Source organism: Colwellia sp. BRX9-1 (assembly GCF_014077195.1).
Classification (GTDB): domain Bacteria; phylum Pseudomonadota; class Gammaproteobacteria; order Enterobacterales; family Alteromonadaceae; genus Colwellia_A.
In genome coordinates this window covers 19,084-41,160 of sequence record NZ_JACGVM010000005.1, presented here as the reverse complement: position 1 = coordinate 41,160, position 22,077 = coordinate 19,084, and the positions used below count along the sequence as shown (strand labels likewise).

The following is a 22,077-nucleotide window of genomic DNA, read 5'->3' as shown; positions in this document are numbered from 1 at the left end:
CCAGTGAATTAACGTTCAGTTAAAAAAACTGGCAGTAGTAATGTTAAAAACACCACCACACAATATGTGCTTAAAAATATTAAGGGTGAAATCACTAAAAATTTAAATACTAGCGCGAATAATAACGCTGTATAGAGCATTTTTAATTTTACGCCGGTATAAAAAGATTCCATAACCTTTCTTGAGGCATTTGCACCTGCATACTTAAATGCTTTATAAGCGAAAATAATATTAGGAACTATCACCACTACTCCACCTACAAGTAAAGAGTAAGCGTATAAGAGTCCCCAATTGAAATATGTTATTACCGCGCATATAACGACCAACATTGTCATTATACCGATTTGTCTCGACGCTAATTTTCGACCAGGCGTAGTTAATAAATTTTGATAACCTTTCGCCACTGCGGTCTCCAACGTAATGCTTCGTAGTCATAGTATTTTTTAAAGTTAATACTTTAACTTTAAAAAAGTCGTCGCAAGTATACTTAATTACAGCACTAATGCAACAAAATAGGGCGTTGATTGCCCCAATATGTACAAAATTTAACACTAAATTTAGAAAGCTTTAATCGAAAATGAAAACGTTACCTTTGAATGACATAACTAAAGATAAAATAGTTAAATAAAACTTATTTTTTATCCTGGTTAATGGGTAATAAACAATATTTTTTATTATTACCCGTTAACTACCTTAAATATAATATGCGCGTAATCTAATAAGAGTTGAAGCGAGAAATAATACTATCAAGCTCAGATAGGTCGCTGTAGGAGATAACCAATTTTCCTTTACCTTTTTTGTTATGAGCAATTGTCACCTGTGAACCAAATCTTTCTGATAAATTTTGCTCTAAACTTTTAGTATCTGGGTCTTTTTCTTTTTCTTCAATCACCTTCTCTGGTGCTTGTATCTTTTTAATTAACGCTTCTGTTTCACGAACGGTTAAATCTTTAGCAACAACAGTTCTAGCCGCATTACTTTGTATGTCTTTTTCTAATGCTAGTAACGCACGTGCATGTCCCATTTCGATATCACCGTGTTCTAGCAATGTCTTAACGTCTTCGTTGAGATTATTTAAACGCAGTAGATTAGAAACAGTCGTTCTAGATTTACCCACCGCATTGGCTACTTCTTGGTGCGTTAACTCAAATTCTGTTAATAAACGCTCTAATGCAATAGCTTCTTCCATTGCATTAAGATCTTCACGCTGAATGTTTTCAATTAAGGCAATAGCGATTGCAGCTTCATCGGGTACATTTTTAATTAAACAAGGAACCTTGTCCATTTTAGCTAATTGCGCGGCTCGCCATCGACGCTCGCCAGCAATTATTTCATAATTGTTTTCACTAATATTTCGAACAACAATTGGCTGTATAATTCCTTGAGAAAGAATAGAATTTGATAAATCTTCTAAAGCCTCAGCCGACATATCTTTGCGGGGTTGGTATTTACCCTGTTGTAATTGCTCTATGGGTAAATATTGTAATTCACTGTCTTGATTAGAAGATAAATTACGTTGAGTCGCATCATCAGTTTCTTTATTTGATGTTAATAATGCATCAAGGCCACGACCTAGGCCTCTACGTTTTGCTGGACTCATAATTTTCCTTCGGGTTTATCTAAATAGTTAATCAATTGTTTTTTCAGGTTTTTGTTTTTTTTGTTCTGCTTTACGTAATATTTCACCGGCAAGTGCTAAATACGCTTTTGCACCAGTTGATGACTTATCGTAATACATTACTGGTGAGCCAAAACTGGGTGCTTCAGCTAAACGGACATTACGTGGAATTACGGTTCGGTAAACTTTATCACCAAAATGACGTTTCAATTGTTCTGAGACATCATTAGCTAATCGGTTACGGGGGTCGTACATCGTTCGCAAAATGCCTTCTATGTGTAAGTCAGCATTCACTACCGATGTTAACTGCGAAACTGTGTCCATAAGTGCTGTTAAGCCTTCTAATGCATAGTATTCACATTGCATGGGCACCAACACCGAATCAGCAGCAGTCATGGCGTTCACTGTCAGCATATTCAATGAAGGAGGGCAGTCAATTATAATATAATCATATTGATCGCGAATAGGGGCTAAGGCATTTTTTAGACGATGTTCTCGAGAATACACTTGCATTAATTTGATTTCAGCAGCAGTAACATCAGTGTTGGCGGCAATTAAATCATATAAACCTGACGTTTCTCGACATACCACTTCTTCGAAAGACTTTTGTTCGACAAGTAATTCATAGCATGTTGCGTGTACTTCATACTTATCGATTCCACTGCCCATAGTGGCATTGCCTTGAGGGTCTAAATCAATTAATAATATTTTTCGTTTGGTTGCTGCTAGTGAGGCAGCTAAATTAACAGATGTTGTTGTTTTACCAACCCCACCTTTTTGGTTAGCAACCGCAATGATTTTTCCCACAATGACCTCGAAAGTATTTTATTATATTATTATTTTTTTTAGTTTAATAACATGGCGTTCGCCTTGTAAATTAGGCACGATTATTTCGCTACTGTCTACAAACTTTATATGTTCTGGTAATTGTTCTATTTCTTCGCGGGGAAATTGACCTTTTAGTGCATAAAATCGCCCCGTTTCATCCGCAATCAGATGTTGACACCAATTGACCATATCTTCAAGTGATGCAAATGCTCGACTTAACACACCATCAAAGAGTTCATCAGGTTGATATTTTTCAACCCTGGATAACACTGGTGTGACATTCTTGAGCTTTAGTTGAAAAACCACTTGTCGTAAGAAAGTGATTCTTTTACCTAAACTGTCCAATAAAACAAAATTTCTTTCAGGGTATAAAATAGCTAGCGGTATACCTGGTAAACCTGGTCCTGTACCTACATCAATAAATGATTGACCTTTTAACTCTTTGCCTACCATTAGGCTATCCATTATATGTTTAACCAGCATATCACTGGTATTACGGACAGATGTTAGGTTATAAGCCTTATTCCATTTATCTAACAATTCAACATATTGAATTAATAAATCTATTTGTGCTTCATCGAGTGTTAATTCGCTTTTATCAATGAGTAATGTTAGTTCAGTTTTAAGTGTCATTTTTTTTTCGCGTTTTAATAATTTTAATTAGGCAATCTTACGTAACAAACCATGCTTTTTAAGATAAACCAATAATAACGATATCGCTGCTGGTGTAATACCGGATATACGTGATGCTTTGCCAATTGTTTCAGGTCGTGAATCACTTAATTTTGCCACAACTTCATTTGATAAACCCGATATTTGGGTAAAATCAAAATCTAGTGGGATCAGCGTATTTTCGTGTCGTTTCTTTTTTGATATTTCATCAAGTTGTCTATCAATATAACCTGCATATTTAATTTGAATTTCAACTTGCTCTGCAGCTTGTTTATTTGTAATTGCCGGTCCTAAACCTTCTATTTTCATTAAATCATCGTAACGAACTTCAGGGCGTCTGATCAGATCTTCTAAACTATTTTCTCGACTGATATCGGCTTTAAGTAGCTCATTGATTTGATCTACGCCAGAGTGATCTTTTTGGATCCAGGTTGTTTTTAAGCGTTGACGCTCTAGTTCAACCATCTCTATTTTTTCGTTAAAGGCTTTCCAGCGAGCTTCATCAACTAAGCCCAGTTTATAACCTTTTTCTGTTAATCTGATATCAGCGTTATCTTCGCGTAACAATAATCGGTATTCAGCACGTGAAGTAAACATACGGTAAGGTTCTTTAGTGCCTAGCGTCGCTAAGTCGTCAACCAATACGCCCATGTAAGCTTCATCGCGGCCTAAAATAAGTTCTTCTTTTCCTTGTACTCGAGCTGCAGCATTCGTCGCCGCTAATAGCCCTTGAGCTCCAGCTTCTTCATAACCAGTCGTACCGTTAATTTGTCCAGCAAAATATAAATTTTCAACAAATTTACTTTCAAGGGTTTGTTTCAAATCGCGAGGATCAAAGTAATCATATTCAATAGCGTAGCCCGGTCGAGTGATATGAGCGTCTTCAAAACCTTTGATTGAACGTACTAATGCCATTTGAACATCGAAAGGCAAACTTGTTGATATACCGTTAGGATATATTTCATGGGTTGTTAACCCTTCAGGTTCAACAAATATTTGATGAGAATCTTTATCTGCAAAGCGAGTTATTTTATCTTCTATTGAAGGACAATATCTTGGTCCAACGCCTTCAATAACGCCAGTGTACATTGGCGATCTATCGAGACCATTTCTAATAATATCATGGGTATTACTGTTGGTATGGGTAATGTAACAAGGTACTTGAGCTGGATGATCATCTCTTGATCCCATAAATGAAAATACCGGTCGAGGATCATCGCCTGGTTGTTGCTCCATTTTAGTAAAATCTAAGCTGCGTGCATCTAAACGAGGTGGGGTACCTGTTTTTAAACGATCCATTCGAAATGGCATATCACGTAGATTTTTTGCTAAATTTACACTTGCAGGATCTCCTGCTCGGCCACCTTGGTAATTATTCAAACCGATATGAATTTGTCCTGCTAAAAATGTGCCAACGGTTAAAACAACGGACTTCGCTTTAAATTTCAATCCCATTTGTGTAGATACACCGACAATTCTATTATTTTCTAGAATAAGATCGTCACAAGGTTGTTGAAAAATAGTAAGATTTTCTTGATTTTCTAAATGACTTCTAACATACGAGCGATATAAAATTCGATCAGCCTGTGCTCGTGTAGCACGAACAGCAGGACCTTTACTGGCATTTAATGTTCTAAATTGAATTGCAGCATGGTCTGTAGCCGTTGCCATTAATCCGCCTAAGGCATCAATTTCTTTAACAAGATGTCCTTTGCCAATTCCGCCAATGGCTGGATTACATGACATTTGACCTAAGGTGTCGATGTTATGCGTTAACAATAATGTTTTACAACCCATACGTGCTGCTGCAAGACATGCTTCAGTTCCGGCATGACCACCACCCACTACGATTACGTCATAAGATTCTTGGTACCACATAAATTTCAGGCCTTGATTAAACGTTAAAAATATTTTTATGAATAATTTGTTATTCAAAAATTAGGGAACGTATTTTAGCGCTTTTTTGCGATGAGGGGAATGATCAAATGACTAAAAAGATCTGAGTGTGATCCTTCTTATAATATATAAGATCTTTAAAGAGATCTTATTACTATTACTTATTAGTAAAGCCATTTTCTGTTGATAAGTCCTTTTTTCTTATAAATAACAGTTCATTAGTACGATCATAACACTGTGATCAAACTTTGATCAAAGGGTTTTAAACCTATGATCAAAATGGCTAGTTATCCACAAGCTAAATAAATTAGAATTCTATACACTGAATAATAATAAGAAATTAATAGCTTTTACCCAGACTTATCCACAGATGGTTGTTGTAGGGGACAGTTTTGTTGATAACTTATGAGTAAGATCTTTATAAAAGATCTTTATTAGTTTCTAACCAACGCTGAGCAAGATCCTCTGGATCTATTTCATCACTCATATCTAAGGTTTTGATCACGACTATTTCATTGCAACCCCTTGATAGTAATAACTTTTGAAAATCTTTAGCGGCTTTACAAAAGGTATCATAATTTGAATCACCCAAACCTATGATCATAAATTTAACTGGGGATAGATCTATAGTGCTATTTTTAAGATCTTCAACAAATTTTTGAATGTTGTCAGGAAAGTCTCCAGCACCATGAGTCGATGTACAAATTAGCCAAGTTTGATTATCGGCTATTATTTGTTCAAATTCGGGCTGCAAGTGAAGAGTTGTTTGGTGATTTAGTGCCAATAATGTCTCTTCACAGGCTTCAGCAACATACTCAGATCCACCTAACATACTGCCAACAATGATTTGAAATGAGCTCATTTTGTCCCTTTTTTCTTAAATTTAAAGTGGTATTTAGCGTTATTTTCCGATACAAAAAGACGAAAATATCTCTGTTAATAAGTCGTCATTGGTAAATTCACCAGTTATTTTATTGAGTTCTATCTGACATAAACGTAACTCTTCAGCAAGAATTTCTCCTGCGACATAAGATTCAAGCTGTTCTAAACCAATAATTAAATGATGGTGAGCTTGTTCTAATGCGGCTAAATGTCGTCTCCTTGCCATAAATCCTCCTTCGGTACTGCCCTGATAGCCCATAATACTTTTTAAATGGTCTTTGAGCTCTGCTATGCCATCACCATTTTTTGCCGATAAGGTTACCGTAGGAATATCATTAGTCGCCGATAAACCGGTCGCTATGCCCTTAATATCTGCTTTGTTTTTAATAATGCTTAAACCAATATTTTTGGGAAGTTTGGCAAAAAATTCTGGCCATAATTTCTGTGGATCATCATTATTATCATCACAAGCATCGATCATAAGAAGCACTCTATCTGCTTGATTTATTTCCTGCCAAGCGCGTTCAATACCAATTTGCTCTACTTGATCGTTACTTTCACGTAGGCCGGCCGTATCAATAATATGCAGTGGCATACCATCGATGTGTATCTGCTCTGTAAGGACATCTCGTGTTGTTCCTGCTATATCTGTGACAATAGCTGCTTCACGTCCGCTTAATGCATTTAACAAGCTTGATTTACCGGCATTAGGTCGTCCAGCGATAACTACGCGCATTCCTTCACGAATAATACTGCCCTGATGGGCTTGGCTTTGAACCTTTTCTACCTGACTTATGATTTTTTTCAGATCGCCAACAACTTTTTCATCAGCAAGAAAGTCTATTTCTTCTTCAGGAAAATCAATTGCGGCTTCAACATACATTCTTAAATGAATAGTACTTTCGACAAGTTGATTAACAAGCTTAGAAAAATCACCCTGTAGTGAATGTAATGCACAACGAGCCGCTTGCTCTGAACTCGAGTTGATTAAATCAGCGATGGCCTCAGCTTGTGTTAAATCTAATTTGTCATTAATAAATGCCTGCTCACTAAATTCACCGGGTTTTGCCATACGTACTTTAGGTAGTGCTAAAATTTCTTTTAACAGCATATCTAAAATCACGGGTCCACCATGTCCTTGCAATTCAAGGACATCTTCACCAGTAAATGAGTGGGGCGCTTTAAAATATAAGGCAATGCCTTGATCGAGCGTTTGCTGGTTAGCATCATTAAAGGGTAAATACTCAGCTTTTCTAATTTCAGGTATCTTGCCCAAAATAGCCTGAGCAACACTCTTAACTTCAGGTCCAGATATTCTGATAATACCAACGCCACCTCTACCAGGTGCAGTAGCTTGTGCGGCAATGGTTTCTTTTTGATATAAAATTTCGGTCATAATCATTTCCTAGATAATAGCTTAGCTATTATAAACATTTTTCACTGGAAATAAAAAAGGCGACCTAATAGGCCGCCTTTAATAATTTTACGCTGTAGAAATTAATCTTTAGCTTTGGCTAGTTTAGCTTTTTCAATACCACTGAAAATAATTTTCATTTGAGCAATTGAAATCATGTTACTGACAAACCAGTAAAGTACTAAACCTGATGGGAACCAAGCCATAAATACAGAGAATGCCACTGGCATGTATTGCATTATTTTCTGTTGCATCGGATCTTGTATCGTCATCGGTTGCATTTTTTGCATAACGAACATACTTACACCCATAAATACCGGTAATATAAAGTAAGGGTCCATAGTAGAAAGATCTTCTATCCAGAAAAAGAACGGTGCATGTCGTAGTTCAACACTTTCTAAAAATACCCAATACAATGCTAAGAATATTGGCATTTGAATGATCATTGGTAAACAACCACCGGCTGGGTTCACTTTTTCTTTTTTGTACATTTCCATGGTAGCTTGTGACATTTTCTGACGGTCATCACCAAAGCGTTCTTTTAACTGTGCCATTTTAGGCGCAAGTTCACGCATCTTAGCCATTGAGGTGTATTGTGCTTTTGTTAATGGATACATAGCACCCTTAACGACTAAGGTAATTACAATAATCGCAATACCCCAGTTAGTAACTAAAGACTGAATTTGAAGTAATAACCAAAATAGTGGCTTACTGATCATGAATAAAAAGCCGTAATCTATAGTTAACCCTAAGTTTGGCGCTATCTCATCAAGCTTATATTGATCCTTAGGACCAACATAAAAAATAGCTGAGGTTGTCGCTTGGCTATTTGGTTGAATAGTCACAGATGGTGACTTAAACCCAATAACTGCTTCATTGTTAGCAGAATAACTTGAATAAATATTGTTATCGGCAGTTAGACTCGGTACCCATGCGGAAACAAAATAATGTTCAAGCATTGCAACCCATCCACCAGCAGTAGCTACATTTAATCTTTTTTCTTCAATGTCACCAAAATCGTATTTTTCATAGCGATCTTCAGTTGTCGAATAGGCTGCACCACGATACGTAGGCATTAATGAACTGCCACTTTCCACTAAAGTAGACTGTTTTAGTTGTCCGTACATTTGAACGGTAGCAGCGGTAGTTGCAGTGTTGTTTATAATATATTCAACATTTACGCTGTAGTCTGATTTTGTAAATGTAAAACGCTTTGTTACGTTTAAGCCATTTTCAGCAGTATATTGTAAATCAACGATTAATGGATCATCGCCTTCTAACTGGTAGTTTTTGCTACTCGTTTGGTAAATAGGACGTCCGGACACTTTATCTATGCCTTGCGCGCCTATTAAACCACTTTGTGCGATGTATTTACGGCTACCGTTTTGCAAAACGGTAAAAGGAATATCGTTTCCTTGTTCGGTATTAAATTTGACTAATTTCGCATCAATGATATCACCACCGCTAGTCGCAATTTTTACTATTAACACGTCAGTATTAATTGTAATGACTTGTTCTTTTGCTTTAGTAGGCGCTGACATTGGCATTGCTGAGCTTGATGATTCAGGAACAAAATCTCCATTGCCGGTAGCAATTTGATCAGATGTTTGAGTCATTGTTGTTTGAGCTACTACGGGTGCATTATCTTTTTGGTATTCAGTGAATAGCAAATAAGTAACAACCATAAGCGCAATAAAAAGAAAACTGCGTTGAGATTCCATAATTTATTATTTCTCTTCTTTTGATGGTGGCACGGGATCTAATCCACCCGCGTTTAATGGGTGGCATTTTAGTATACGTTTGGCTGCTAACCAACAACCTTTTATCACACCGAAGCGATTTATCGCTTCAACAGCATAAAAAGAGCAAGTTGGATGGAATCGGCAGTTATTACCCAGTAGTGGACTAAGCCAGCGCTGGTAAGCTTTTACAAGAGCTATGGCTAGCTGTTGTGCCGCTGAATTATCTTTCGCCATATTTTTTCTAATTGTTTTCTTATTTCGGCATTTTCTAACTGATCAGTACCAGACTTTACCATTACAACCATATCGATGTTAGGTAAGTCGTGCTGATTGAGTCGAAAGCTTTCTCTGATTTGACGTTTAATACGATTTCGCTGAACAGCTAATTTAACGCGTTTTTTAGCAATAGCTAAGCCTAAACGATTACGTTCATCAATATTTGGACTAACAAGAATGGTTATGTGGCTAGAGCCGAAACGAAGAGGTTTAGAAAATACAGATTGAAAGTGACCGGGAGTCAACAAGCGTGACTCCCGATTAAATTCATAATTAACCATGATGGTTAAAATATCTCTTAATTAAAGATTAAAGAAGAGATTATGCGCTAAGGCTTTTACGGCCTTTCGCACGACGACGTGAAATTACTGCACGACCGTTTTTTGTAGCCATACGTGCACGGAAACCGTGGTTGCGTTTACGCTTTAATACACTAGGTTGAAATGTTCTTTTCATTACGCTCATCCGTCTGTTGTTGTTGCCCTGGCAAACAGCCGTATTGAGCACACTGGTTCTAAAAAAAGAGGCCGAATTTTATAGTTTGTAGCAGGTGTTGTCAATGCTTATAGTAATCTATTTTAAAAAGATCCTAATAGATCTTTAGGTTAATTATTTATATCCACAGTTTTATAACATTTGATCAAATAATTTCCATAATAATATAAGCAATTGCCACTAATAGCTAAATAATATGTAAACGATATTTTAGCAGTAAATTAGTCTAAGAAGACCGTTTTAATTGCTTATGTGTGGTTTTTTTTATTTATTTTCTCTAAAAGGGCAACTATTTAAAAGTCAATATTGATGTTGTGGATAACTATGGTGATAATAGACACATTACAAAATACCATATTTACCGACTTTTGTTTTATTTGTCATATTAGCTAAAAGATGATTTAACAAAAGATAGCGTAATTTCAGGAGCATTTGGTTGGATCATTCACTTTGGCAGCGATGCCTTTCAGTTCTACAAGAAGAATTGCCTGCACAGCAATTTAGTATGTGGATACGTCCATTACAGTGTGTTGTTGCCGATAATATCATGACTTTATATGCGCCTAATCGTTTTGTGCTTGATTGGGTTCGAGATAAGTATGTAAGTCGTATAAATGAATTGGTCACTTTGCAAGAAAGTACAAATCCTCCTTTACTCAGGTTTGATGTTGGCAGTATTCCAAACCAAAGTAGCTCTCAGAATATTATTAATACTATTCCTCAACTTGTTACCTCGAATAAAAAACGAGAAGAGCCACAAAGTAATTTACCTAAAACGACCAATGTTAGAGTTAAATATACCTTTGACAATTTCGTTGAAGGTAAGTCTAACCAATTAGCACGTGCTGCCGCTTCTCAAGTTGCTGATAATCCTGGTTCTGCTTATAACCCTTTATTTATTTATGGCGGTACAGGGTTAGGTAAAACCCATTTATTACACGCTGTTGGTAATGGTATTTTACTGAATAAACCCAATGCAAAGATCGCCTATATGCACTCTGAACGTTTTGTTCAAGATATGGTGCGTGCGTTACAAAATAATGCGATGGAAAAATTTAAGCATTACTACCGTAGTGTCGATGCATTACTGATAGATGATATTCAATTCTTTGCCGGTAAAGATCGTACCCAAGAAGAATTTTTTCACACTTTTAATGCCTTGCTTGAAGGCAATCAACAAATTATTTTAACCAGCGACCGTTATCCTAAAGAAGTCGATGTTGAAGACAGACTTAAATCTCGCTTCGGTTGGGGATTAACGATAGCAATAGAACCACCCGAACTAGAAACGCGTGTCGCCATTCTTAAGCGTAAAGCACAAGAAAGTCATATTAATTTGGCTGATGAAGTTGCGTTTTTTATAGCTAAACGTTTACGTTCTAATGTTCGTGAGTTAGAAGGCGCATTGAATCGCGTTATTGCTAATGCTAATTTTACCGGCCGGCCAATTACTATTGATTTTGTCCGAGAAGCATTACGAGATTTGCTTGCCTTACAAGACAAGTTAGTTACTATCGATAATATCCAACGAACTGTTGCAGAATATTATAAAATTAAAGTGGCGGATCTACTTTCAAAACGTAGAAATAGATCTGTTGCTAGACCTAGACAAATTGCAATGGCATTATCTAAAGAGTTAACTAATCATAGTTTACCTGAGATAGGTGATGCCTACGGTGGGCGAGATCATACGACTGTTCTCCATGCATGTCGAAAAGTTAAAGCGTTACGCGAAGAGTCGCATGACATTAAGGAAGATTATTCTAATTTAACTAGAACACTTTCGTCATAGCTTTCGTTATAATAATAAGTACATAAAAAGATAGGTAGATAAATGAAGTTTTCATTAAATAGGGAATTATTACTGAAACCACTTTTATTGGTTTCTGGTGCCGTAGAACGTAAAAGTACATTACCTATCCTTGGTAATATTCTTTTAGATATAAGTGGGCAGTCACTTACGTTAACAGCCACTGATTTAGAGCTTGAAATGGTATCTAGTACGCAAATAGATAACCAAGGTGAGGATGGAAAAATTACTATTCCCGCCCGCAAGCTTCTCGATATCTGTAAAAGTTTACCCGAAGATTCAATGTTATCTTTTGAATCGAATAATGAAGCAATCATTATCAGTACCGGTAGAAGTAAATATTCTTTAGCAACGCTACCTGCTGCTGACTTTCCTAATATAGAAGAGTGGAAAGGTGATGTTGAATTTCAAATATTTAAATCTGACTTGCTTCGATTAATAGAAAGCACTCATTTTTCTATGGCAAATCAAGATGTTAGGTACTACCTTAACGGTATGTCTATAGAGACAGAAGGTAACGAAATTCGCTCTGTAGCTACTGACGGTCACCGTTTAGCGATATGTAAAATTTCGTCAAATGAATTAACACTGCCGTCTAGACAAGTTATTGTGCCTCGTAAAGGTATCTTAGAAATTATTCGTTTACTTGACCCAGTCGAAGAAAACGTTCAAGTCTTTTTAGGCTCAAATCATATTCGTATTATTGATAGTGGCTTTTCATTTACCAGTAAATTAGTTGATGGTCGTTTTCCTGACTATCGTCGTGTTTTACCACGCAATGGTGATAAAGTACTCAACACCAGTAAAGAAAATTTACGACAATTATTATCCCGCGCTTCGATATTATCTAATGATAAGTTTAAAGGTGTCCGTCTTAATTTTTCTAAACACGAATTAAAAATTACCGCTAATAACCCTGAACAAGAACAAGCCGAAGAAATATTAGAAATTGATTTTCCTTACGAGGAAGTTGAAATAGGTTTCAACGTAAATTATGTTCTAGATGTTCTAAACGCAATAAAAGAGCCTGAGGTTAAATTTACTTTAGCCGATGCAAATAGTAGTGTAGTTATCGAAGGTGCTGAAAGTAACGAAGCTATTTATGTTGTTATGCCAATGCGACTTTAATGAGTATAGAAAAACTTACCGCTTATGATTTTAGAAATTTAGCAGCAGATACCATTGAATTAAACGATAATATAAATTTTATTATCGGTGATAACGGCAGTGGTAAAAGCAGTTTACTTGAAGCTATTTTTTACTTGGGTCATGGTAAGTCTTTTAGAACGTCGCAAGTTGAAAATTTAGTCACTCACAATAAAAGTAAATTCATTGTTAGTGCTAAAGACGATAAAGGATTACAGTTAGGTGTTGCCAAAGATTTTGCTACCGGCTTAACAGAAATTAAAATTGCTGGTGAAAAGCATAGACAGCTTTCTCAATTAGCAATAAATATTGCGGTACAAGTTATTACACCAGAAAGTTTTAAATTATTTTTTGGTGGACCGAAACAAAGAAGACGTTTCATTGATTTAGGATTGTTTCACGTGAAACATTCATTTTCAGATTGTTGGAAAGAATTTTCAAGAATACTAAAACAAAGAAATGCTTGTTTACGTAATAGGTCTGATGTTGATACCTTAGATTATTGGAGCCAAGTATTCTGCGAGGCATCGGTAAGGGTTGCAAAATTACGTGACGAATATATTAAGGAGCTTTCTTTAGAGCTTCAACCTTGGTTAGAGTTGATGTTGCCTAGTTTAGCTGAAGGTATATCGATATCTTATAGCCAAGGTTGGAATAGTAAAAAAACATTGAGTGATGTGTTATTACAAAATAGAGAGAGAGAAAAAAAAGCAGGCTTTAGTTTATACGGTGCACAAAAGTTTGATGTGAAATTTTTAACGGGTAATGTGGTGATCGACAATCAGTTATCACGTGGCCAACAAAAGTTGTTTTTACTGGCGTTAACTTTTGCGCAAGCTAAGTTAATAGAAAAAGTTAAGCGAGTAAAACCAATTTTATTAATTGACGATGTTGGTGCGGAACTAGATTTAAATTCTAGAACCTTATTAAACAACGCGATAAATAAATTAGACTGCCAAGTTATCATCACGGCAATTGATAAAATCGCAGTAGAACCCTTGGTTCCTACTGATAATAATTATAAGATGTTTCACGTGAAACATGGACAAATCTCAGCAATAGGTAAATAGGCTATACGCTATGACAGTAGAAAATGAATACGGCTCAGACAGTATCAAAGTTCTAAAAGGACTTGATGCTGTACGTAAAAGACCAGGAATGTACATTGGTGACACGGATGATGGCAGTGGCTTGCATCATATGGTATTTGAAGTTTTAGATAATTCTATCGATGAAGCCTTAGCAGGTCATTGTACTGAAATTGTTGTTAAAATACACATAGACGGCTCTGTATCGGTTAGAGATGATGGTCGTGGTATTCCAACTGACATTCACCCTGAAGAAGGTATTTCTGCTGCTGAAGTTATCATGACAGTACTTCATGCTGGTGGTAAATTCGGTGGTGAAGATTCTGGCTATAAAGTTTCAGGTGGTCTTCATGGTGTTGGTATTTCTGTAGTAAATGCTTTAAGTAGTAAGCTAAAACTGAATATTCGCCGAGCAGGTAAATTATTTGAGCAGATATATCACGAAGGTGTTGCTGAAGCTCCTTTAGCTGAAGTTGGTGTTAGTGATAAAACAGGTACTGAAGTACGTTTTTGGCCAAGTGAAAATACCTTCACAGATATTTTATTTCACTATGACTTATTAGTTAAACGTATCCGTGAGTTATCTTTCTTAAACTCTGGTATTTCAATTCGTTTAATTGATGAACGTGAAAAAGGCAAAGAAGACCATTTTAAATTTGATGGTGGTATTCAAGCTTTCGTCGATTACCTTAATACCAATAAAACACCCGTCAATGAAGAAATATTCTATTTTGATTTAGCGCGTGAAGACGGCATTATTGTTGAAGTTGCTATGCAATGGAATGATGGTTTCCAAGAAAGTATTCATTGTTTTACTAATAATATTCCTCAACGTGATGGTGGTACTCACTTAAGCGGTTTCCGTACTGCTTTAACACGTACACTAAATAGTTACATGGTTAAAGAAGGCCTTAATAAAACGAAGAAAGGTGGTAGCACAGAAACAAGTGCTTCGGGTGATGACGCTCGTGAAGGATTAACCGCGGTAATATCGGTTAAAGTTCCTGATCCTAAGTTCTCATCGCAGACCAAAGATAAATTGGTATCTTCAGAAGTAAAAACAGCTGTTGAACAAGCGATGGGCGAAAAACTTGGTGAATACCTTTTAGAAAAACCTTCTGTTGCTCGTACTATTATCATGAAGATTGTTGATGCAGCTAGAGCGCGAGAAGCTGCTCGTAAAGCCCGTGAAATGACGCGCCGTAAAGGTGCATTAGATATTGCTGGCTTACCAGGTAAATTAGCTGATTGTCAGGAAAAAGATCCTGCTCTTTCTGAACTATATATTGTCGAAGGAGACTCTGCTGGCGGCTCTGCCAAGCAGGGGCGAAATCGTAGAAACCAAGCAATATTACCGTTGAAAGGTAAAATTCTTAACGTTGAGAAAGCACGTTTTGATAAAATGATTTCATCACAAGAAGTTGGAACATTAATCACCGCCTTAGGTTGTGGTATTGGTCGCGATGAATATAATCCAGAAAAACTTCGTTATCACAGTATCATCATTATGACCGATGCCGATGTCGATGGTTCTCACATACGTACATTATTACTGACGTTTTTCTATCGTCAAATGCCAGAAATAATGGAACGTGGTCATATCTTTATTGCTCAACCACCACTTTATAAAGTGAAAAAAGGTAAGCAAGAGCGTTACATTAAAGATGATGACGGCTTAACAGAGTACTTAACAACGTTAGCTCTAGATAGTGCCGAGATTTATGTTAATGAATCAGCACCAGCTATTTCAGGCTTAGCTTTAGAACAGTTAGTGAAACAGTATCGTAAAACGCATGACATTATTAAGCGTGTTTCACGTCAAATACCTGCTGATATATTAGAAAAAATGATCTACAGCAGAGAAATTGTTAAAACTGATTTTCATGATAAAGCGTTAGTAGAAGCATGGGTTGGTGACTTAGTCGCACAATTAGACGAACAAGATGGTAATGGTTCTATCTATTCTGCAGATATTAAGCATGACCAAGAAAGAAATATCTACTATCCAAGTTTTAACGTTCGCCAACATGGTATTGATCATATTTATGATTGTGGTTATGAATTCATTCATTCAAAAGAATTTGAAACTATTTTTGGTTTAAATACTGCTATCAATGGTCTCATTGAAGAAGGTGGTTATGTTAAACGTGGTGAAAAAATTAAAACGGTTACTACTTTTGAAGACGCACTAACATGGTTAATGGCTGAATCTAAACGTGGTCAGTATATACAACGTTATAAAGGATTGGGTGAAATGAACCCAAGCCAGTTATGGGAAACCACCATGGATCCTGAAACTCGTCGTATGTTACAAGTTACCATTGAAGATGCTATTGCCGCGGATTTATTGTTCACTACATTAATGGGTGATCATGTTGAACCACGTAGAAACTTCATTGAAGCGAATGCGTTAAATGTAGCTAACTTAGATATATAGTTAAGCGCGTTATTTTAAAATTATAAATGCCCGGACATCAAATCTGGGCATTTTAACATTCTGCAATACGGTAATAGCTAAAGTAAATTGATTACCGAGTAAAAACTCAAAGTTTGTTAACTTGTTACTAGGTTAATAATAATGCAATCGGTATACTTAATATCATTAGCCGTTATCGGTAAAACTCACACGAATAATGAATCGGAAAATTATGAGTACGTTCAATATAAAAACATTTCAAGGATTAATCTTTCAGTTGCAAGACTACTGGTCACGCCAAGGTTGTGTCATCGTACAACCGCTTGATCTTGAAGTCGGCGCTGGTACTTTTCACCCAATGACATTTTTACGTTCTATTGGTCCTGAGCCAATGAGCAGTGCTTATGTTCAACCTTGTCGCCGTCCAACTGATGGCCGTTATGGTGAAAACCCTAATCGTTTACAACATTACTATCAATTCCAAGTCATGTTAAAACCTTCGCCGAAAAATATTCAAGAATTATACTTAAATTCTTTAAAAGAACTGGGCATTGATCCTTTAGTTCATGATATCCGCTTTGTTGAAGACAACTGGGAATCACCAACGCTAGGCGCGTGGGGATTAGGATGGGAGATTTGGTTAAACGGTATGGAAGTATCACAATTTACTTACTTCCAACAAGTAGGTGGCTTAGAGTGTACGCCAGTCACAGGTGAGATAACCTATGGCTTAGAACGCTTAGCTATGTATATCCAAAATGTTGATAGTATCTATGACCTAGTATGGGCTGATGGTCCTATGGGTACTGTACTTTATGGTGATGTTTTTCATCAAAATGAGGTTGAGCAGTCAACGTATAATTTTGAACATGCAGATGTCGATGCTTTGTTTAATACTTTTGATCAATGTGAAAAAGATAGCCAGAAGTTAATTGCAGCAGGTTTAGCATTACCCGCTTACGAGCAAGTTATGAAAGCCTCACACGCCTTTAACCTATTAGACGCTCGTCACGCTATTTCAGTGACCGAACGCCAACGTTATATACTAAGAGTCAGAACATTATCAAAAGCTTGTGCACAGGCTTATTACGATAAGCGTGAAGAATTAGGTTTTCCTCTTTGTAAAAATAATAATACTGCTGGTGGGAAATCATAATGAACACAGAAACACTACTAATAGAGCTAGGTACTGAAGAATTACCACCGAAGTCATTAAAAAATCTTGCCGTTACATTTTATCAGCAAATAAAAGATCAACTAGATAGCGCAGGTTTAACTTACGAAGATATTCAATGGTTTGCTACACCACGTCGTTTAGCGGTAAAGGTCAGTCAGTTAGTTGAAAAACAGGCCGATAAAGAAATTGAAAAACGGGGTCCAGCCATTGATGTAGCATTTGATGCTGAAGGCAATCCTAGCAAAGCCGCGCAAGGTTGGGCACGTTCCAATGGTATTAGTGTTGAAGAAGCTCAGCGCTTAAAGACTGACAAAGGTGAATGGTTATTACATCGTGCGACACAAACAGGAAAAACCATAGCAGAGTTAATTCCTGCTATGGTCAATATTGCGGTAAGTAAACTACCTGTTCCTAAACCTATGCGTTGGGGCAGTACTCGTACTCAATTTATTCGCCCAGTCCATACCTTGACCATAATGTTTGGCGCAGAAATCATTGCCGGTGAAACTTTAGAAGTAAGTTCAAGTAATGTTGTCACGGGACATCGTTTTCATCATGAAGGTTTCGTTACTTTAGCGCATGCAAATGAATACGAAGACAAACTAACGTCGGCATTCGTTCAAGTTAATTACCAAGAGCGCCAAGCATTAATTTTGTCAGAAATTAATAAAGCCGCTCAGCAATTAGATGGTGTTGCATTAATTGACGATGAGTTATTGGAAGAAGTTACTGGTTTAGTTGAATGGCCGGTAATATTAATTGGTAGTTTTGACAAAGCCTTTTTAGATGTTCCCGCTGAACCACTTATTTATTCAATGAAAGATCACCAAAAATACTTTCCGGTAAATGATAAAAATGGTCAGTTATTAAATAAGTTTATTTTTGTAACCAACATTGAAAGTAAAGACCCTATTCAAGTGATTAAGGGCAATGAAAAAGTCATTCGTCCACGCTTGGCAGATGCGGAGTTTTTCTTTAAAACGGATAAGAGCAAAACGTTAGCGTCACGTTTAGAAAGTTTATCATCGGTATTATTTCAGAAACAGTTAGGAACATTAAAAGAGAAATCTGAACGTATTGCTTCATTAAGCGCAGTTATTGCCGGACAAATAGGCGAGAACACGGAACAAGCAAAACGAGCAGGTTTACTCAGTAAAACTGATTTGATGTCTGATATGGTTTTAGAGTTTCCTCAAGTACAAGGTACTATGGGTAAATATTACGCTGAGAATGATGGCGAAGCACCTGAAGTTGCTCAAGCCTTAGAAGATCAATATAGACCTCGCTATGCTGGTGATGCCTTACCTGAAGGTAATATTGGTTGTGCAGTCGCTATTGCAGATAAAATTGACAGCTTAGTGGGTATTTTTGGTATTAACCAAGCTCCTAAAGGTGATAAAGACCCTTTTGCGTTACGTCGTGCGGCAATTGGTTTGATTCGAATTATCATCGAGAAAAAATTACCATTAGATATCAATACCTTAATTGAAGAGAGTGTTAGTTTATACGGTGAAAAACTTTCAAATGAAAACGTTAATGTCCAAGTTGTTGATTTTGTTTTGGGTAGATTTAGAGCCTATTACCAAGAGCAAGGTATATCAGTTGACGTTATTCAAGCAGTATTAGCCAATGCGCCAACTGAACCTTTAGACTTTGAAAAACGTATTAAAGCGGTAAGTCACTTTAAATCATTGGAACAAGCCGCAACACTAGCTGCCGCTAATAAACGTGTTGGTAATATTTTAGCTAAATTTAGCGGTGAACTTTACCCAACGTTTAAAGCTGATTTAGCCACTGAAACACAAGAAAAAGCGTTAGCTGAAGCATTTAATGAAGTGAAAGCTACGATTGCACCGATGATGTTGGCAAAAGATTACCAGGCGGCATTAACAGAGCTTGCTTGTTTAAAAGCACCGATAGACAACTTTTTTGATAATGTTATGGTGATGGCTGACGATGAAGCGATAAAAACTAATCGTTTAACGCTATTAAATGAAATTAGGAATAGTTTCTTTGCGATTGCTGATGTTGCACTTTTACAATAGGTAAGCGTTAGTCGTATCGACACTTACTTATTAGTGCTGAATATTTAAAAAGGGAAAGTGTTAAGCTTTCCCTTTTTTGATCAAATAAAGGAAAGGTTTTTCATGAGTTTGTTGGGCGATAAGTTCATGATCCATAAAACGACAAAAACTGGGTATATCTCTAGTTGTGGAAGGGTCGTCTGCCGTTATTAATAAAGTTTCTTGAGCGGAAATTTTTCGAATCGATTTCCTTACCATCATGACGGGCTCTGGGCAACGTAACCCAACAGCATCTAATAAATGGTCGGGATTTTTGAAAACATCTTCAGGGTTATTATTCATGGTGATATACAAAGGAGATAATTAATAAGGCAATGTTAGCAAAAAAAATGAAAGCAGGGTATCAAGACTAAATTTTATTTATAAAAACTAAATTATCATTACCTTGTAACGACTTTAAAAGCTAATTTATTGATGATAAGTATCAAGCATTACAGAATGCTAATTTCACTTGCTTTGTTGGGCTATGCATGAAAAATTAAGGGTAACTGCTAACTAGTCTGTTAAGGGTAGAGTTACAGATGTAAACAGAAATATATTTAGGTAGAACGGGTCAATTAACGGCCAAGGGAAGTAAATTTTCTTATAATTAAGGTAACGCTATGTTTCGTTTAACATCGTCAGTGTTAATAATATTCTCACTTTTCCTCTCAAGTACAATTAGTGCAACAACATCAATAAGTCAAACCAGTATTCGTGATGCATTTCAAGAAGCAGAAAAGTACGTCTGGCAACCCAATTCATTGCATTATCAAACCTTGTATCAGCAGTTACACTATTACCCATTGCAGCCTTACTTAGATCAGCAACGATTAATGCATGGTATGAATATGTCATATACAGGTGAAATTAGTCAGTTCCTTGAAACATATCGCGGATCACCACTCGACTGGCCACTGCGTAAAAAATGGCTGAACTATTTAGCTAAACAAGACAACGCATTATTATTTCAGGACTTCTTTAAGCCGACCTCTGATGTGGAATTAACCTGTCAGTATTATCGTTATCAATTACAATCAGGCGTGGCGGAGTCAAAAATTTTACCTGAAGTCACTAAACTATGGGTGGTAGGAAAGTCTCAGCCGAAAGTGTGTGATCCACTTTTTACGCTTTGGCAAAAAGCAGGTTATAGAACCGATGAACGTATATGGCAACGTATAGCTCTGGCTGCAGATGGCGGTAAACACACCTTAATCCCTTATTTGACTCAACTACTACCAAAAAAAGATCAGTATTTAGGCAGCTTATGGCATAAAGTGCGACGTGATCCTGCCTACATTAGCAATATGAAACGCTTTCCACAGAAATCTGTTAAAGAAGCCTCTATTGCCGCTTATGGTTTAAAACGTTTAATTTGGCGTGACTCTGAAAAAGCGTTAAAGACATATAGTAAGGCTATCGAAGTATTACCTTTTTCAGAAGCACAACAACAGCAAATTGTTTTAAAATTCGCTATTGCGTTAGCCAGTAAAAACCATAAAAGCTCAGCGACATGGCTAGCTAAAGTGGATGAGAAACTGCAGTCGACAAACATTGTGCAATGGAGAATGGCTGATCTACTTAGAGCTCAAGATTGGCCAGCGATTAAAGCTGATTTAAGGGCACTACCTGAAACATTACACCAGAAAAATCAATGGCGCTACTGGTATGGACGTAGCCTACTTGAAACTGGAGAAACAGCACTAGGGCATGAAGTATTAAGTGAACTAGCGAATAAACGTCATTACTATGGGTTCCTTGCCGCAAGTGCTATAAAGCAAAGTGTTAACCTACAAAATTATCCATTAGCGATTACTGATGCTGAAAAAGTCGACTTATTGAAAAACCCAGCAGCAAAGCGGGCTTTTGAATTCTTCCATATTGGACGTTTTCATCAAGCTCGGCTTGAATGGAATTATTGGTTATCGCAGTTAAGTGATCGAGAAAAATTGGCCGCATCAAGAATAGCTTATGAAGCACAGTGGTTTGATCGCGCCATTTTTACCTTATCTAAAGTGGGTTATTTGAATGATGTTGATTTACGTTTTCCATTAGCATTTGCTGATGAAATAACGCATTCATCCGGAATTTACAAAATAAACCCTGCCTGGGCATTTGCAATAGCGCGCAGAGAGAGCTCATTTATGGCCGATGCTAACTCACCCGCAGGCGCAAAGGGGTTAATGCAAGTTATGCCCGCAACAGCTAAACATTTACAGAAGCGTAAAGTGACTAACAAGCGTTTATTGAATGCGAAAGACAATATAAAGCTAGGTACAAAGTATTTAAAGCGTTTACTTGACCGACATGATGGTAATCAAGTGCTTGCTACAGCAGCTTATAATGCCGGTCCGTATCGTGTTCGGAGTTGGTTAAAAGGCTTGGAGCCTATGCCAGCGGATATTTGGATAGAGACGATTCCCTATAAAGAAACACGTGAGTATGTGAAAAGTGTTATGGCGTATCAAGAAATATATCAAATAAAAGTAGGGCAGGATGTATCACTCTTTGATCAGATATTTACGATGAGTATTGCTCAGTAAATTCAAACGTT

The 22,077-nt window shown here is 36.8% G+C and carries 19 protein-coding genes; 7 read left to right on the top strand and 12 right to left on the bottom strand.

The window, feature by feature from the left end:
- Nucleotides 1-8: 8 nt before the first annotated feature.
- The 11 genes from H4J76_RS06770 to rpmH form a co-directional block, all read right to left on the bottom strand.
- Nucleotides 9-404 carry an ATP synthase subunit I gene (locus H4J76_RS06770; protein WP_182217504.1) on the bottom strand — a complete coding sequence of 132 codons (396 nt, stop codon included), beginning with the start codon at nucleotides 402-404 and terminating at the stop codon, nucleotides 9-11.
- A 311-nt stretch (nucleotides 405-715) separates the two neighbouring features.
- Nucleotides 716-1,600, bottom strand: coding sequence for a ParB/RepB/Spo0J family partition protein (locus H4J76_RS06765; RefSeq protein WP_182217502.1), 885 nt, complete (start codon nucleotides 1,598-1,600; stop codon nucleotides 716-718).
- A gap of 27 nt (nucleotides 1,601-1,627) precedes the next feature.
- Nucleotides 1,628-2,425 (bottom strand): ParA family protein, encoded by a 798-nt coding sequence (locus tag H4J76_RS06760; protein WP_070375304.1) that lies wholly within the window; start codon nucleotides 2,423-2,425, stop codon nucleotides 1,628-1,630.
- A 21-nt stretch (nucleotides 2,426-2,446) separates the two neighbouring features.
- Nucleotides 2,447-3,079: a 16S rRNA (guanine(527)-N(7))-methyltransferase RsmG gene (gene rsmG / locus H4J76_RS06755; RefSeq protein WP_182222561.1), complete on the bottom strand. Its 633-nt coding sequence runs from the start codon at nucleotides 3,077-3,079 to the stop codon at nucleotides 2,447-2,449.
- A 27-nt stretch (nucleotides 3,080-3,106) separates the two neighbouring features.
- Nucleotides 3,107-4,996, bottom strand: a complete 1,890-nt coding sequence (gene mnmG / locus H4J76_RS06750) for a tRNA uridine-5-carboxymethylaminomethyl(34) synthesis enzyme MnmG (RefSeq protein WP_182217500.1) — start codon at nucleotides 4,994-4,996, stop codon at nucleotides 3,107-3,109.
- Nucleotides 4,997-5,432: 436 nt separating this feature from the next.
- A complete protein-coding gene (locus tag H4J76_RS06745) occupies nucleotides 5,433-5,876 on the bottom strand; it encodes a flavodoxin domain-containing protein (protein WP_182230302.1) in 444 nt (147 codons plus the stop codon).
- Nucleotides 5,877-5,915: 39 nt separating this feature from the next.
- A complete protein-coding gene (gene mnmE, locus H4J76_RS06740) occupies nucleotides 5,916-7,292 on the bottom strand; it encodes a tRNA uridine-5-carboxymethylaminomethyl(34) synthesis GTPase MnmE (protein WP_182230301.1) in 1,377 nt (458 codons plus the stop codon).
- A 101-nt stretch (nucleotides 7,293-7,393) separates the two neighbouring features.
- Nucleotides 7,394-9,031 carry a membrane protein insertase YidC gene (gene yidC, locus H4J76_RS06735; protein WP_182222564.1) on the bottom strand — a complete coding sequence of 546 codons (1,638 nt, stop codon included), beginning with the start codon at nucleotides 9,029-9,031 and terminating at the stop codon, nucleotides 7,394-7,396.
- A 6-nt stretch (nucleotides 9,032-9,037) separates the two neighbouring features.
- Nucleotides 9,038-9,286, bottom strand: a complete 249-nt coding sequence (gene yidD, locus H4J76_RS06730) for a membrane protein insertion efficiency factor YidD (protein WP_070375298.1) — start codon at nucleotides 9,284-9,286, stop codon at nucleotides 9,038-9,040.
- Nucleotides 9,253-9,609: a ribonuclease P protein component gene (gene rnpA / locus H4J76_RS06725; protein WP_070375297.1), complete on the bottom strand. Its 357-nt coding sequence runs from the start codon at nucleotides 9,607-9,609 to the stop codon at nucleotides 9,253-9,255. The genes yidD and rnpA overlap by 34 nt, the downstream gene beginning before the upstream one ends.
- Nucleotides 9,610-9,649: 40 nt before the next feature.
- Nucleotides 9,650-9,784, bottom strand: a complete 135-nt coding sequence (rpmH, locus tag H4J76_RS06720) for a 50S ribosomal protein L34 (protein WP_070375296.1) — start codon at nucleotides 9,782-9,784, stop codon at nucleotides 9,650-9,652.
- A 475-nt stretch (nucleotides 9,785-10,259) separates the two neighbouring features.
- Between rpmH and dnaA the strand changes: the two genes are divergently transcribed.
- The 6 genes from dnaA to glyS all read left to right on the top strand — a co-directional run bounded on the left by dnaA (nucleotide 10,260) and on the right by glyS (nucleotide 19,505).
- The gene (gene dnaA / locus H4J76_RS06715) at nucleotides 10,260-11,615 is read left to right on the top strand and encodes a chromosomal replication initiator protein DnaA (protein WP_070375295.1); all 1,356 of its coding nucleotides are present in this window, start codon (nucleotides 10,260-10,262) and stop codon (nucleotides 11,613-11,615) included.
- A gap of 42 nt (nucleotides 11,616-11,657) precedes the next feature.
- Nucleotides 11,658-12,761, top strand: coding sequence for a DNA polymerase III subunit beta (gene dnaN, locus H4J76_RS06710; protein ID WP_070375294.1), 1,104 nt, complete (start codon nucleotides 11,658-11,660; stop codon nucleotides 12,759-12,761).
- Complete coding sequence (gene recF, locus H4J76_RS06705) at nucleotides 12,761-13,849, top strand: DNA replication/repair protein RecF (RefSeq protein WP_070375293.1); 1,089 nt, start codon at nucleotides 12,761-12,763, stop codon at nucleotides 13,847-13,849. Before dnaN ends, recF begins: the two co-directional genes overlap by 1 nt.
- Nucleotides 13,850-13,859: 10 nt before the next feature.
- Entirely contained in the window at nucleotides 13,860-16,304 is a 2,445-nt protein-coding gene (gene gyrB, locus H4J76_RS06700; RefSeq protein WP_070375292.1) for a DNA topoisomerase (ATP-hydrolyzing) subunit B, read from the top strand.
- 211 nt (nucleotides 16,305-16,515) lie between these two features.
- Complete coding sequence (glyQ, locus tag H4J76_RS06695) at nucleotides 16,516-17,439, top strand: glycine--tRNA ligase subunit alpha (RefSeq protein ID WP_070375291.1); 924 nt, start codon at nucleotides 16,516-16,518, stop codon at nucleotides 17,437-17,439.
- A complete protein-coding gene (glyS, locus tag H4J76_RS06690; protein ID WP_182217494.1) occupies nucleotides 17,439-19,505 on the top strand; it encodes a glycine--tRNA ligase subunit beta in 2,067 nt (688 codons plus the stop codon). The genes glyQ and glyS overlap by 1 nt, the downstream gene beginning before the upstream one ends.
- 60 nt (nucleotides 19,506-19,565) lie before the next feature.
- Here the strand turns inward: glyS and tusA are convergent, their stop codons facing one another.
- Complete coding sequence (gene tusA, locus H4J76_RS06685; protein ID WP_182222566.1) at nucleotides 19,566-19,826, bottom strand: sulfurtransferase TusA; 261 nt, start codon at nucleotides 19,824-19,826, stop codon at nucleotides 19,566-19,568.
- Between the two features lie 320 nt (nucleotides 19,827-20,146).
- Here tusA and H4J76_RS06680 point away from each other — a divergent pair, with 320 nt between their 5' ends.
- The gene (locus tag H4J76_RS06680) at nucleotides 20,147-22,066 is read left to right on the top strand and encodes a transglycosylase SLT domain-containing protein (RefSeq protein ID WP_182230300.1); all 1,920 of its coding nucleotides are present in this window, start codon (nucleotides 20,147-20,149) and stop codon (nucleotides 22,064-22,066) included.
- The last annotated feature ends 11 nt before the right edge of the window (nucleotides 22,067-22,077 follow it).

Bases quoted from the DNA above. Each gene is read 5' to 3' on its own strand.
- H4J76_RS06765 (WP_182217502.1), bottom strand. From the start codon at position 1,600: ATGAGTCCAGCAAAACGTAGAGGCCTAGGTCGTGGCCTTGATGCATTA.
- rsmG (WP_182222561.1), bottom strand. From the start codon at position 3,079: ATGACACTTAAAACTGAACTAACATTACTCATTGATAAAAGCGAATTA.
- mnmG (WP_182217500.1), bottom strand. From the start codon at position 4,996: ATGTGGTACCAAGAATCTTATGACGTAATCGTAGTGGGTGGTGGTCAT.
- H4J76_RS06745 (WP_182230302.1), bottom strand. From the start codon at position 5,876: ATGAGCTCATTTCAAATCATTGTTGGCAGTATGTTAGGTGGATCTGAG.
- mnmE (WP_182230301.1), bottom strand. From the start codon at position 7,292: ATGACCGAAATTTTATATCAAAAAGAAACCATTGCCGCACAAGCTACT.
- yidC (WP_182222564.1), bottom strand. From the start codon at position 9,031: ATGGAATCTCAACGCAGTTTTCTTTTTATTGCGCTTATGGTTGTTACT.
- yidD (WP_070375298.1), bottom strand. From the start codon at position 9,286: ATGGCGAAAGATAATTCAGCGGCACAACAGCTAGCCATAGCTCTTGTA.
- rnpA (WP_070375297.1), bottom strand. From the start codon at position 9,609: ATGGTTAATTATGAATTTAATCGGGAGTCACGCTTGTTGACTCCCGGT.
- rpmH (WP_070375296.1), bottom strand. From the start codon at position 9,784: ATGAAAAGAACATTTCAACCTAGTGTATTAAAGCGTAAACGCAACCAC.
- dnaN (WP_070375294.1), top strand. From the start codon at position 11,658: ATGAAGTTTTCATTAAATAGGGAATTATTACTGAAACCACTTTTATTG.
- recF (WP_070375293.1), top strand. From the start codon at position 12,761: ATGAGTATAGAAAAACTTACCGCTTATGATTTTAGAAATTTAGCAGCA.
- gyrB (WP_070375292.1), top strand. From the start codon at position 13,860: ATGACAGTAGAAAATGAATACGGCTCAGACAGTATCAAAGTTCTAAAA.
- glyQ (WP_070375291.1), top strand. From the start codon at position 16,516: ATGAGTACGTTCAATATAAAAACATTTCAAGGATTAATCTTTCAGTTG.
- glyS (WP_182217494.1), top strand. From the start codon at position 17,439: ATGAACACAGAAACACTACTAATAGAGCTAGGTACTGAAGAATTACCA.
- tusA (WP_182222566.1), bottom strand. From the start codon at position 19,826: ATGAATAATAACCCTGAAGATGTTTTCAAAAATCCCGACCATTTATTA.
- H4J76_RS06680 (WP_182230300.1), top strand. From the start codon at position 20,147: ATGTTTCGTTTAACATCGTCAGTGTTAATAATATTCTCACTTTTCCTC.